9 protein-coding genes are annotated in these 12,471 nt (G+C 68.3%); 3 read left to right on the top strand and 6 right to left on the bottom strand.

The window, feature by feature from the left end; all coding sequences use genetic code 11:
* Nucleotides 1-69: 69 nt before the first annotated feature.
* On the bottom strand, nucleotides 70-1,590 hold the full coding sequence (locus K8O92_28560; GenBank protein ID UAK31666.1) for a threonine/serine exporter family protein: 1,521 nt from the start codon (nucleotides 1,588-1,590) through the stop codon (nucleotides 70-72).
* A gap of 138 nt (nucleotides 1,591-1,728) precedes the next feature.
* Between K8O92_28560 and K8O92_28555 the strand changes: the two genes are divergently transcribed.
* Nucleotides 1,729-2,583 carry an LLM class F420-dependent oxidoreductase gene (locus tag K8O92_28555; protein ID UAK35998.1) on the top strand — a complete coding sequence of 285 codons (855 nt, stop codon included), beginning with the start codon at nucleotides 1,729-1,731 and terminating at the stop codon, nucleotides 2,581-2,583.
* Between the two features lie 308 nt (nucleotides 2,584-2,891).
* A complete protein-coding gene (locus tag K8O92_28550) occupies nucleotides 2,892-3,791 on the top strand; it encodes a bifunctional helix-turn-helix transcriptional regulator/GNAT family N-acetyltransferase (protein UAK31665.1) in 900 nt (299 codons plus the stop codon).
* A 294-nt stretch (nucleotides 3,792-4,085) separates the two neighbouring features.
* Here K8O92_28550 and K8O92_28545 read toward each other — a convergent pair whose 3' ends face one another.
* The 5 genes from K8O92_28545 to K8O92_28525 all read right to left on the bottom strand — a co-directional run bounded on the left by K8O92_28545 (nucleotide 4,086) and on the right by K8O92_28525 (nucleotide 10,350).
* Nucleotides 4,086-4,940: an alpha/beta hydrolase gene (locus K8O92_28545; GenBank protein ID UAK31664.1), complete on the bottom strand. Its 855-nt coding sequence runs from the start codon at nucleotides 4,938-4,940 to the stop codon at nucleotides 4,086-4,088.
* A 160-nt stretch (nucleotides 4,941-5,100) separates the two neighbouring features.
* On the bottom strand, nucleotides 5,101-6,978 hold the full coding sequence (locus K8O92_28540) for a VWA domain-containing protein (protein UAK31663.1): 1,878 nt from the start codon (nucleotides 6,976-6,978) through the stop codon (nucleotides 5,101-5,103).
* Nucleotides 6,979-7,133: 155 nt separating this feature from the next.
* On the bottom strand, nucleotides 7,134-8,768 hold the full coding sequence (locus tag K8O92_28535; GenBank protein ID UAK31662.1) for an ABC transporter permease: 1,635 nt from the start codon (nucleotides 8,766-8,768) through the stop codon (nucleotides 7,134-7,136).
* A complete protein-coding gene (locus tag K8O92_28530) occupies nucleotides 8,765-9,697 on the bottom strand; it encodes an ABC transporter ATP-binding protein (GenBank protein ID UAK31661.1) in 933 nt (310 codons plus the stop codon). The genes K8O92_28535 and K8O92_28530 overlap by 4 nt, the downstream gene beginning before the upstream one ends.
* On the bottom strand, nucleotides 9,697-10,350 hold the full coding sequence (locus K8O92_28525) for a TetR family transcriptional regulator (GenBank protein ID UAK31660.1): 654 nt from the start codon (nucleotides 10,348-10,350) through the stop codon (nucleotides 9,697-9,699). The genes K8O92_28530 and K8O92_28525 overlap by 1 nt, the downstream gene beginning before the upstream one ends.
* Before the next feature lie 103 nt (nucleotides 10,351-10,453).
* On the opposite strand from K8O92_28525, the gene K8O92_28520 reads away from it, so the two are divergent.
* A complete protein-coding gene (locus K8O92_28520; protein ID UAK31659.1) occupies nucleotides 10,454-12,406 on the top strand; it encodes an acyl-CoA dehydrogenase family protein in 1,953 nt (650 codons plus the stop codon).
* Nucleotides 12,407-12,471 lie beyond the last annotated feature (65 nt).

Raw genomic sequence — 12,471 nt, 5'->3', positions numbered from 1 at the left:
AGGAGGCCACCCTGACCAGTTCGATATGAGGTTACCGGGCGGGCGTTGGCCGCGCATGCACCTCGCGGTTCAGTGCACGGGCGCCGACCGGCGGCGACGCCGCACGATCGGGCGCCGCACCGAGCCGAAGCGGCGCAAAATCCGCGGTCTGCGCACGGTGCGGTCGAACCACTCGCCGAGGGTGACGCCTGCCGCCAGCGCGCAGCCGATGCCGAAGGCCGACAGCAGCTGGTTTGCTCCGATCAGCAGTTCGTCGTTGAGCAGTGCGTAGAGCCCTCGATAGACCTTGAGGCCCGGCAGCAGCGGCGTGATGCCCGCGACCGCGACGACCAGCGGGGGAGTCAGCGCACGGCGGGCCATCAGACCACCCGCCAGGCCGACGAGCGTCGCGGCGACGCCGGAGGACATCACCGGACCGAACCCGGCCTGCTGGATGAGCAGGAAACAGATGGTGCCTGCCGCGCCACTGCCCGCGGCCGCGGCGAGGGCCCGGCGTTCGGCGTAGCAGGCGAGCGCGAACGCCAACGCCGCCACCGCGCCGGCCACGATCTTCACCGGCAGGTCGGTGATGTCGCCGGCGGAAGTCAGGTACACCGGCGGCACGGTGGCGTCGAGCAGGTCAGCGATGCGCAGGGTGAGCGCGATGCCCGCGATGATGCCGCCGGTCATCATCATCACCTCGAGCATGCGGGCCGTCGCGGTGATGGGTGCGCCGGTTATCGCGTCCTGCACCGAGCCGACCAGCTGTAACCCACTGAGCAGCACGGTGATCCCCGCCGCGATGATCAGGGTCGGGTCGACATCGATCCGCAGGCGCGCGGCCAGGCCCGCCAGCACGATGGCCGGGATCGCCGCGATGGCGCCGCCGACCATGTGCTGGAAGAAGAACGGCAGACCATAGCGATTGAGGACGCGATTGGTGCGGTCGATCGCCGCGGTGGTCGCGAAGCTGACCGCGGCCACCACGGCACCGCCGCCGAGCAGCGCGGCGATCGCCGCCGCCATCAGCGACCACGCGGCGGTGGCGGTCCACCGGTGGTAGGGGTGCGGCGCCTGCGTGATCGCGTCGAGCGCGGCGCGAGCCTCGCCCGGCGGGACCACTTCGTTGCGGATGCGGCGGGTCAGGCGGTCCACGGCGGCGAGCCTGGTGAAATCCAGGGCGCGGTAGTGCACGATCCGCATGGTGCTGGCCGGTGGCAGCGCGGGCCCGCGGTCGGCCCAGATACGAATGGCGTCGTAGGTGACGTCGATGCTGCAGCGTGACAGCCCGTAGGTGGCGGCGATGAAGCGCACCGCGTTGGTCGTGTCCACCACGCCGGTGCCGGAGGACAGCACCACCTCGCCGACCCGGACGGCGAGATCGAGGACTTCGGTGACCCGGGCGTCGTCGGTGAGATCGATCGGCTGCAACGGCGTCGGCGCGGTGACGATGGTGTCCGCGGTCGCCTGCCGGTCCGCGACCAGCAAACCCACGGCCTGGCTGACGACGGGAATCGGCCGGGCGCGCCGCAGGCGAAGCCCGCGACGCCAGCCGAGGTGATCCACCCGTCCGGTGGTCACATCGCCTACGGAAGATGCGTCAGGACTCATGGAGGCGAACCTAGTCATCCGGCGTGCCCTTGGCATCCGTGCGGGTCGCGGGCGGGCGGGCCGGTCGCGCTGCGCCCTTGGTCGGAACGGCGAATCGTGGTAGAACTTGTTCTAGTTTCAGCGATGGGAGCGCGTACGGTGCGGTACGGAATCGTGTTGTTCACCAGCGATCGGGGGATCACCCCCGCGGATGCGGCGCTGGCCGCGGAGCGTGCCGGGTTCGACACGTTCTATGTGCCCGAGCACACACATATCCCGGTGGTCCGTGCGGCGGCGCACCCGCGCACCGGCGACGCGAGCCTGCCCGACGATCGCTATCTGCGCACCCTCGACCCGTGGGTCGCGCTCGGAACCGCCGCGTCGGTGACCGAGCGCATCGGGCTGTCCACCGCGGTGGCGCTGCCCGCGGAACACCATCCGATCACGCTGGCCAAGACCATCGCCTCGCTGGACCACCTGTCCGGCGGCCGGGTCAGCCTCGGCGTCGGATTCGGCTGGAATACCGACGAACTCGCCCATCACGGTGTTCCCGCGGGCAAGCGCAGGACCGTGCTGCGCGAGCATCTGGAGGCCATGCGGGTGCTGTGGACCGAGGAGGAGGCCGGCTTCGACGGCGAGTTCGTCACCTTCGGCGCGAGCTGGTCCTGGCCGAAGCCGGTGCAGAAGCGCATTCCGGTCCTGCTCGGTGCGGCGGGCACCGAGAAGAACTTCACCTGGCTGGCGAAACACGCCGATGGCTGGATCACCACGCCGACCGAGGACGGCCTGGACGAGAAAATCGCTTCGTTGCGGCGGATCTGGGACGAGCACGACCGCGCAGGCAGGCCCGACGTCGTCGCGCTGGCCGGTCGCTACGACGCCGAGCAATTGACGCGCTGGGCCGAATCCGGCGTCACCGAAGCGGTTTTCGGGTTGCCCGACCGTCCGGTGGAGGACGTGCGGGCCTACCTCACCCGGTTGGCCGGGAAACTGGGGATCGAGCACACCCGGTGACGCATCGACCGTGCCGCCGGGCGTTGTCGGCAAGCCACAATCCACGACAGATGCCGTCCGACACCCACAGTCCGATCCGCGGCATGCCGCCACCGTCACGGATCACCGGCTGCGCGCCGCCTGCGACGCACCTGCCGTGGACGCGGGCTGCTTCAACCGGCTCTAGGGGGTATCGGGCCATCGAAACCCTAGGGACAGACCGTGCTGTTCTATCGATGCACACCTGATCTGCACCTCGTCATCTGCAGCAGGGGAGTCAGCTGGAGGCCACTTGGCAAGGACTGAAGTATCTGACTAAGGTCAGGTAAATGAACAAGGGGCAGATCGACCAGGTGCGTCAGTTCAACCGCATCGTCACCGAGCGGGTCGGCGTACTCCAAGACGATTACCTGGGTATGGACCGACCCATCGGAGAGGCGAGACTGCTCTGGGAGATCGACGAACCAGGGCGTGACGTGCGTTGGTTGCGGCAACGGCTCGGCCTGGACTCCGGCTACATGAGCCGGCTGCTGCGCTCCATGCAGGCCGATGGCCTGATCACCGTCGAACCGCAAGCCGATGACCGACGAGTCCGCACTGTGCGACTTACCCCCATCGGCCGGATCGAACGTGATCTTCTCGATCAACGCAGCGACGAGCTGGCGGGCCGTCTGCTCGAGCCGCTCAACCCCGCCCAGCGTGACCGACTTGTGACGGCAATGGAGGAAGTGGGCCGACTGCTGACCGCTACCATGGTCACCTTCGACACCGTCGCTCCCGATCACCCCGACGCCGAATACTGCTTGCAGTCCTACTACGCCGAAATGCGGGAACTCTTCGATACCGGATTCGATCCTGCCAAAAGCCTGCTGCCCGACGCGAATGAACTAGCGGCTCCGCACGGCCTGCTCTTGATCGCTCGCCTCCACGGTCAACCCGTCGGTTGTGCCGGACTGAAACTGCCGCCCTGCACGCCACCGGAAATCAAACGAATGTGGGTAGCTCCCCATGTTCGCAATCTCGGCCTCGCCCGCAGATTTCTCGCCGAACTCGAAGCGCGGGCCGCCCGACTCGGGCACAGCACGCTCCTCCTGGACACCAATAAGGCCTTGACTCCCGCCATCAACCTCTACCGCTCCTGCGGCTTCACGGAAACCGCCGCCTTCAATGACGAGCCATACGCTCATCACTGGTTCGAGAAACGAATCATCACAACGATATCCGGCTGATGAGTGTTGGTACGGGTGGTTGCTTGACTTCCGGCCGGGATGTCGGGTCACTGCTGCTACGGCCACAAGGCCGGATTCGTGGAAGAGTGCGTAGATTCCCAACTCGGACAGCCGACGGGAGTGAAAATGTCAACCGGTGTCATCAATGATCGTGAACGTGGCGATGCCCCTCGTTTTTCTACGCGCGCGATCGCGCACGTGCGTACCGGCCTACTTCGGACACTACGCGGCATGCACCGCCAGTACACCTTGTGGGCTGCTGACTATCTAGCGAGATTCGCCTGACAACATCACCTACAACCGGTCGAGGAAATCGCGGATCAGTGGGACGACCTCGTCGAGGTGCGTTTCGAGCAGCCAATGGCCACCGTCGAAGACGTGGAGTTCGGCATCGGGGTGGTCGCGGTGGTAGGCGCGGGCAGCTGGTTCGGGCATGTAGCCGTCGTTGCGGCCCCAGATGATCAAGGTCGGTGGGCGATGCTCGCGCAGGTAGGCCTGTTGGATAGGGAACCAAGCGACGGTATGGCGTTGGTCGGCGAGGAGATTCACGAGGTTGGCCTGCCGTTGCGGTGGGCTCGTCACCGACCACGCGAGTTTCCAGAGGTCCGGGCTCACCCGATCGGCGAGATGGTCGGGTAACTCTCCGAGGAACTCGCCCCGGAAGCCCGCTTCGCTGACCGCTGCCGCGAGGTCGGTCCGGCCCTGCTCGGTGGGATCGTTCCAGAACTGCTTGAGAGGTGCGTATTTCGGTCCGTGTTCGTCTTCGTAGATATCGCCGTTCTGAACGATGAGGCCGCGGACTCGTTCGGGTGCGTCGATCGCCAGACGCAGTCCGAACTGGGAGCCGTAGTCGTGGAGGTAGATCACGTATTCGGTGAGGTCGAGCGTCTCGACGAAGCGGCGCAGGTACACCGAGTAGCTGTCGAAGGTATAGGCGAAGTTCGCCGGGGCATCGCTGTAGCCGAAGCCGGGCAGATCCGGTGCGATCGTCCGCCAACGATCGGCGAGTGCGGGCATCAGGTCGCGGAATTCGAATGACGACGAGGGGTAGCCGTGGGGCAGTAGGACGATCGGGCCGTCGGCGGGGCCCGCTTCTCGATAGAAAGTTTCGATGCCGTCGACGGTGATCCAGCGATGCCGTGTGCTCATTGAGGGTGTCTCCTGGTGAGTATTTCCGAGCCCGCACCGGGCGGCAGACACCCGGACGGGGCTGACTCGTCGGATCGGCTCAGGCAGGGCAGGCCTGTATGAATTCGGGCTGGGCACCGCCACGGCCGATAATAGAAATGCGAATCGACAACTCAGCACACTAATCGCGTCTGCGCAGCGCCACCACACCCGCGATGACGCCGACCACGACGACGGCGGTCGCGCCGAGTCCCGCGAACAGAGGCCATCGGCTTCTCGGCCCGGAGTCCGCGCCCGCCGCCTCCGTGCGCTGCGCGACCCGCTGCGTATCGGCCTTCTCCCCGAAGACGCCATCGGCGACGCCGGAGGAGTACGTCGGCCCTGGTTCCCGATGGCCGGTGACGCTCAGATCCAGCCGGATCGGCACCGGCGCCGCGTCGCCCTCCTCGAAGGTGGAGCCGAGCTTCACCGCGATGTAGTACCAGCCCGGCACCGCCTGCCTGCGCGCCTTGCTGTCGCCCGCGGTCCGGTTGGCGTAGCGGATCGGAACCGTCGCCATCGGGTCCTGGTTCGGCAACACCTGGTCGGTGCCGGTGTAGGCGGCGAAGTCGGAGCCGATCTCCTGGCGGATCGGGTTGTAGAGCGTGGTGTTGATATTGGACAGGTTGCCCAGCCCGCGCCCGCCGTTGCCGCCGAAGCGCACCCGGTAGGCCAGGCCCTGGCCCCAGTCCAGCCGGACACGGTAGAACACGAACTCGCCTTGCCTCAGGGTGTCGCTGTAGCGGCCGCTACCCGTCAGCGGCGCGGCCACGTTGAACGATCCGCCGCCGGGCACGGGGGTGTCCGCTCCGGTCGGCTCGGTGAACGCGGTCGGCGTCGTCGTGGGTGCTGTGCCCGCGGCGGCCGCGGCAGGCTCGATGCCCACCAGCAGTTCGATCGGCAAACGCTCCGGTACTCCGGCGGAAACCTTGTCCCAGGTCAGCGCGAAGGAATAGCGGCCGCCGCCGCGGCAGTCGTCGCTGCCGCCGCGCTCCTTGGTCGCGCCGTCGAAGGCTTTGGCGATGGTGAGCGCCACGCCGTCACTGGATTTGGTGGTCAGCTCGGATTCGAAGACGTGGCAGTCCTGACCGTTCGCGCCGTAGACGCGTAGTTGCAGTGTGTTCATGTCGTCGGTGGCGGAGACGTCCCGGAGGCGGGGAAACGACACCGTGCCACTGAAATAGGCGGTCGCGCCCGCGGGCACGTCCACCGACCAGTACCGCTTCTCGCGCTGTCCGATGGTGTCGAGGTACTGGCCGGGCGCGGCGATCGGTGCGGTCTCGTGACTGCTCGTGCCCGTGATGGGCGTTCCCGCGGCGCGGTAGTTGCGCAGGGCCGCGGCGCTCACGCGCGGCAGGACCCGCTCCAGTGCCCGCCCGTCGGCGGCATCGGTGTAGGTGCCGCCGGTGGCCTGCGCCATGCAGGTCAGCTGGGATCGGGCGGCGGCGTCCACCGCGAACCCGATCGCGTGCACGACCAGATCGATCCCGCGCTGCTTCACTTCCCGCGCCACTTCGCACGCGTCAGGTGGGGCGCAGGTGTCCTCGCCGTCGGAGACCAGCACGATCGAGCGCGGACCGGAGCCGGGCAGAGCGTCGGCGGCCGTACGCAGCGCGGGGCCCATGGGCGTCCAGCCACGCGCCCGGATGCCGTCGACGGCGGCGGTCAGCGCGACCTTGTCGAGCGGGTCGGCCCTCCGCAGCAGGTGGACGTCCCGGCATCCGGCGGCCTTGTCCGACTCCGCGTTCCCGGTGCTCGTGCCGTATGCCACGAGCCCGACCTTCGACTCGGCGGGGGCGGACCCGACGAAGGTGCGGACGGCGTTCTTGGCGGCGTCCATCATGGTGCCCGCCGGATCCGGCCGCAGCATCGAGCCGGAGGCATCCAGGATCAACATGGTCGGGGCGTACCGCGGTGGCTGTTCGGTGCGGTCCGGCTGGGCCGCCGCACCGGGCGCGGCGAGTGCCGCGCCGATCAGACAGGTGGTGAGCCCGGCGATGAATTGGGTGATTCTCGGCATGGTCCTCGTCGATGGGTTCGCCTGCGTTGGCGCACGGCACGGCAAATCGGGTCCCGGTGACCGTATTGGCCGATCCTGCCGCGCCGCGAGCCGAACTGCCCCCTGACGGGAAGCGGCCCGCGCGAAGAAGCTTCGCGCGGGCCGGGAGGGCGTCGTCAGCGCAGGTCACGTCTGCGGAACGCCGCGACGCCGATACCGAGCAGGAGCGCGGCGACCGCGAGCAGCCACAGCACCGGCTGGGCATGGAACTCGGCGCCGGGCACCTTCGGCGGATGGACGAACGGCACCAGATCGACCATCCACTGCGGCAGCCCGTCCAGCGAACCGACGAAGAAGATCACCACCATGGTGCTGAGCACACCCCACGCGACCGGAGCGAACCGCGGCGCCAGACCGTAGAGCGCCACCGCGATGCCCGTGACGACCCAGACCGCGGGCACCTGCACAGCCGCGGCGCCGATCGACTGGGGCAACTTCGTACCGAGATCGCCGTCCGAGGCGCCGTACACGATGCCGATCGCCACACCGGAGACCAGCAGCGCCGCCGCGGGACCCAGCAGCGCGAAGCCGATGTGGCTCAGCGCGTAGCGACCGCGGCCGATGGCGCCGGACAACGTGGCCTCCACCCGCGCGCTGGACTCCTCGTCGTGCAGCCGCAGGGCGGCGGAGACCGAGTAGGCGGCCGCGGCCGCGGCCAGCATCGTGATCGCGTAGGTGACGAAGGAATCCTGCAGCTGCTGGGAGCCACCCATCCGGGTGACCATGTCACGAATGGACGCGCTGCCGTCGAGCATGTCGCCGACGCTGCTCACCGCGCCGCCGATCAGCAGGCCGTACAGGGCGAAGCCCACCATCCAGGCCAGCAGGGTGCCACGCTGCAACCGCCAGGCCAGACCGAACGGGCCGGACAGGCCGGGCGCGGCGGCGGGTGGCCCGGGGCGCTCCGCGATGAGCCCCGAACCGATGTCGCGGTTGCCGAGCAACGCGTACGCGACAGCGGTGCCCAGCACCGCGACGGCGGCCGAGGCGATCAGCACCCACCACCGTTCGTCGGCGTACGGACGGATCTGCAGCGACCAACCGATCGGCGAGAACCAGGAGAGCACGCCGTTTCCGGCGTCGCCGACGGCCCGCAGGGCGAAGGCCGCGCCGAGGGCGCTGAACGCTACGCCGCGAGCCACTCGCGCACCGGCGCTCACCTGGGCGGCGACTCCCGCGACGGCCGCCCAGACGATGCCGGAAGCCGCGAGGGCGGCGCCGAAGGCCACCGATCCCGCGCCGGGCAGGTCGGCGGCGGACAGCGACACAGCGCACACGATCCCGGCCAGCAGCGCCCCGGAGTAGGTCATGATCAGCGTGGCGGTGAGACCTGCGTAGCGTCCGATGCTGGTGGCGCCCACCAGTTCCGCGCGCCCGGTCTCCTCCTCCACCCTGGTGTGCCGGATTACCGTGAGCACCGTGGCGATGGCGATCATGGTGTACATCGCGCCGGCTTTCCAGGTGCCGATCGATCCGAGCGCGGAGCTGAAGACCGGTCCGTACATGGCGGTCAGCGCGGGACTGTCCGCCGTGGTGCGCGCGAAACTGTCCAGGGCGGCCTGGTTGTCGTACAGATCTTTCACACTGACGACCTGCAAGGCGGGCATCAGGCCGATGAGCAGCGTCCACAGCGGCAGCACGACCCGATCGCGCCGCAGGTACAGCCGTAGCAATCGCCCGGTGCCCGCGAAGTCGCCGGATACGCCGAATACCGGCGCGGCGGCGGCGCGGCCCGCGATGGCGGTGGTCATGCTCGCACCTGCTCCCCGGTGGCCGTCGCGGTCTCGGTGCTGTGGCCGTCGACGTGGTAATGCCGCAGGAACAGCTCCTCCAACGTCGGCGGGGTGCTGGTCAGGCTGCGCACGCCGGCATCGCCGAGCACCCGGATCAGCTCGCCGAGGTGTTCGTTGTCGACCTGGCAGCGCAGCGTGTGGTCGTCGAACTCGATGTCCGCCACACCAGGGATGCGACTCAGATCGCCCGCGTCGCCGGTCAATTCGGCGGTGATCGACGTGCGGGACAGATGGCGCAGCTCCGACAGCGAACCGCTCTCCACCGTGCGGCCGGCACGGATGATGGTCACCCGCTCACACAGCACTTCGACCTCGGACAGGATGTGGCTGGACAGCAGGACGGTCGCGCCGCGCTGCTGCGCCTCGTGCACGCACTCCCGGAAGACCTGTTCCATCAGCGGGTCCAGGCCCGAGGTGGGCTCGTCCAGCAGCAGCAGCCGCGCGTCCGAGGCCAGTGCGGCGACCAGCGCGACCTTCTGGCGGTTGCCCTTGGAGTAGGTGCGCGCCTTCTTGCGGGGGTCGAGGTCGAAGCGCTCGATCAGCTCGTCCCGCCGTTTCTCGTCGATGCCGCCCCGCATCCGTCCGAGCAGGTCGATGGTCTCGCCGCCGGAGAGCGAGGGCCACAGCGTGACATCGCCCGGCACGTAGGCTAATTCGCGGTGCAGGGCGACCGCGTCGGCCCAAGGATCGCGGCCGAACAGCCGGGCCTGTCCTCCGGTGGCGCGCAGGATGCCCAGCAGCACCCGGATGGTGGTGGACTTGCCCGCGCCGTTGGGGCCGAGGAAGCCGTGGATCTCGCCTTCGGCGACCGTGAGGTCGAGGCCGTCCAGCGCGGTGACGTGACCGAAAGTCTTGCGGAGGCCGCGGACTTCGATGATGTCGGACATCACTTCTCCTTGGTGAAAGTGTCCAAGATCGTGGGATCGGTGAGCAGACCCTGGGTGTAGAACTCCAGGGCCGGTGGGGTGAGTTCATCGCTGAGCTCGCGAATCGCCTTGCGATAGTCGATCTTTTCGTCGCGGTGCTGGCGCATCTGCATGTACAGCATGGTCGCGCCGACGTTCAGCATCATCAGGTAACGCGCGCGCGCCGCGGGGTCGCGACTCGGCTTGATGGTGCCCGCCTGAACCGCCTGCTCGAGGTACCCCTCGGCGTCGGCGACCATGTGCTCGAACAATGATTCCGCCATCGGTCCCCCCGCCTGAAGGCTGCGCACCATATAGGCGACCAGCGGCGCGTACGACTCGAGCTCGGCCAGAGACTCGAGCATCCCCGCCTTCATGGACGACGCGGTGATCGCCTTGACCTTCTCGTCGCGGATCAACTGCAGGACCCGGTCGTCGCAGGCGGCGCGCAGGCCGTCCTTGGAACCGAAGTGATGGTTGACCAACCCGGGGGAGACGCCGGCGGCGGCGGCGATCTTGCGGACTCCGACTTGGAATCCGTGTTCGCCGAAGACCTCGATCGCGGTATCGCGAATGCGGGCCGCGGTGGTCAGGTCCTCGGTGGATCCTTGCGGAACGGGCTGTTGATTAAACACATGTTCAGTATATTAAACAGTTGTTCAACGGTCTAGCAAGACCCTCCCGCGGACTTGTCGCGCATCACGGTTTGCCGCCGGTGTACGGGGCTATCGTCGAGTTATGACTACCAGCACGGCAACGACGGCGGACCACCTACGCGCGGCACTCGACGGACCCTGGGCGGCCGTCCGGGAGGAAGCCCGGATCCTGCTGGCCGGGGAGGAGTTCACCGGCGACCCCTACCTCGACTTCAAGGCCGCTCGGGCCCGGGTGCTCGACCAGATGAAGGCCGTTTCCACGATGGGGTTCGCCGAGCGCGGCTTCCGCCGGGAGAACGGCGGCACCAGCGAGCCGGGAGCGGCGGTGGTCGGCATGGAGATGCTGGCCTACGCCGATCTGTCGCTGTGGGTGAAGGCCGGCGTGCAGTGGGGGCTGTTCGGCGGGGCTGTGGAGAACCTCGGCACCGAACGGCACCGGGAGTACATCGAGCGCCTGATCTCCTTGGACCTGCTCGGATGCTTCGCCATGACCGAGTCCGGGCACGGCAGCGACGTCGCGAACCTGGAGACGACGGCGACCTACGATCCGCAGACCCAGGAATTCGTCGTGCACTCGCCCACTCCGTCGTCCCGCAAGGACTACATCGGCGGCGCGGCCGAACACGCCAGGATGGCCGCGGTGTTCGCGCAGTTGATCACCCGTGGCGAGAACAAAGGCGTGCACTGCCTGCTGGTGCCGATCCGCGACGAGAACGGCGCTGACCTGCCCGGCGTGACCACCTATGACGACGGTCTCAAAGGCGGCCTGCCCGGCGTGGACAACGGGCGCATCGTCTTCGATCACGTGCGAGTGCCACGGGAGAACCTGCTCAACCGCTATGCCGACGTCGCGCCGGACGGCACCTACAGCTCCGAGATCGAGAACCCGAGCCGCCGGTTCTTCACCACTCTCGGCACCCTCGTGCGCGGCCGGGTCAGCGTCGGTGGCGCGGCCGCGGCCGGCGCGCGGGTCGCGCTGAGCATCGCGGTGCGCTACGCGCTGCAGCGCCGCCAGTTCTCCGACCCGGACACCGGGGTGGAGACGGTGCTGCTGGACTACCGCAGCCATCAGCGCAGGCTGCTGCCGTTGGTCGCGAAGTCCTACGCACTAGCCTTCGCGCAGAACGACCTGGTGCGCCGGATGCACCTGGTGCAGACCGGCCAGAATCTCGAGGCGGGCGCGCAACGCGCGCTGGAGAAGCGCGCCGCCGGCCTGAAGGTCGCGCAGACCAGGCACGCCACTCGCGCCATCCAGGAATGCCGCGAAGCATGTGGCGGCGCGGGGTATCTCACGGAGAACCGGCTGGTCACCTTGAAGGCCGACACCGACGTGTTCACCACCTTCGAGGGCGACAACGTCGTGCTCACCCAGTTGGTGGCCAAGGAATTGCTCACCGCCTATGCCGATGAGGTGCGCGACCTGGACGCGCTGGGCTGGGTGCGCTTCGCCGCGACCATGGCCGGTGACGTGGTGCGCAAGCGATCCGGCGTGCGTCAGCTGATCCAGACGCTGCGCGACCGCAGCGGCGAGTCCATCGATGAAGGCGATCTGTCGCGCCGGTCGGTGCAGCTGCAGTTGTTCGCCGACCGCGAGGACTACTTGGTCCGCACGGCGGCGCACCGGCTGCGCGCGAGGGCCGAGGAGACCGGTCCGTTCGAGGCGTTCAACAACGCCCAGGACCACATCCTGGCCGCGGGGTCGGCGCATATCGAGCGCCTCGTGCTCGAGGCGTTCATCGAGGGCATCGCCGACATCGAGGATCCGGACGCGCGCGAACTCGCCGAGTGGATGTGCGACCTGTTCGTCTACACCACCATCGAGGAGAACCAGGCCTGGTTCATCATGCACCGGTTCATGTCGGTGGAGCGGGCGAAAGCGATCCGCCGTGGCGTCAACGAGCTGGTCGACCGGCTGCGGCCGCACGCTCTGACGCTGGTCGAGGCCATGGGTGTGCCGGAGTCGATGCTGCGCGCCGCCATGCTCGACGACGCGAGCGTCTTCGACCGGAACCAGCCGATCTCGGCGCCCTCGTAACAGACGCCCTGGTCGGGGACCGCGGGTTTCTGCCGCGGGCACTGGTCAGGTTGCGCCCGCGCAGG

Origin of the sequence: Nocardia asteroides (assembly GCA_019930625.1) — a bacterium.
In the GTDB taxonomy this organism is placed as follows: Bacteria; Actinomycetota; Actinomycetes; order Mycobacteriales; family Mycobacteriaceae; genus Nocardia; species Nocardia sputi.
Note: the sequence above shows the minus strand (reverse complement) of the source record. Positions and strands in the feature narration are given on the sequence as shown.

What these genes read in the sequence shown, in the direction of transcription:
- K8O92_28535 (UAK31662.1), bottom strand. Translation starts at nt 8,768, where the DNA reads ATGACCACCGCCATCGCGGGCCGCGCCGCCGCCGCGCCGGTATTCGGC.
- K8O92_28550 (UAK31665.1), top strand. Translation starts at nt 2,892, where the DNA reads ATGAACAAGGGGCAGATCGACCAGGTGCGTCAGTTCAACCGCATCGTC.
- K8O92_28560 (UAK31666.1), bottom strand. Translation starts at nt 1,590, where the DNA reads ATGAGTCCTGACGCATCTTCCGTAGGCGATGTGACCACCGGACGGGTG.
- K8O92_28545 (UAK31664.1), bottom strand. Translation starts at nt 4,940, where the DNA reads ATGAGCACACGGCATCGCTGGATCACCGTCGACGGCATCGAAACTTTC.
- K8O92_28530 (UAK31661.1), bottom strand. Translation starts at nt 9,697, where the DNA reads ATGTCCGACATCATCGAAGTCCGCGGCCTCCGCAAGACTTTCGGTCAC.
- K8O92_28520 (UAK31659.1), top strand. Translation starts at nt 10,454, where the DNA reads ATGACTACCAGCACGGCAACGACGGCGGACCACCTACGCGCGGCACTC.
- K8O92_28540 (UAK31663.1), bottom strand. Translation starts at nt 6,978, where the DNA reads ATGCCGAGAATCACCCAATTCATCGCCGGGCTCACCACCTGTCTGATC.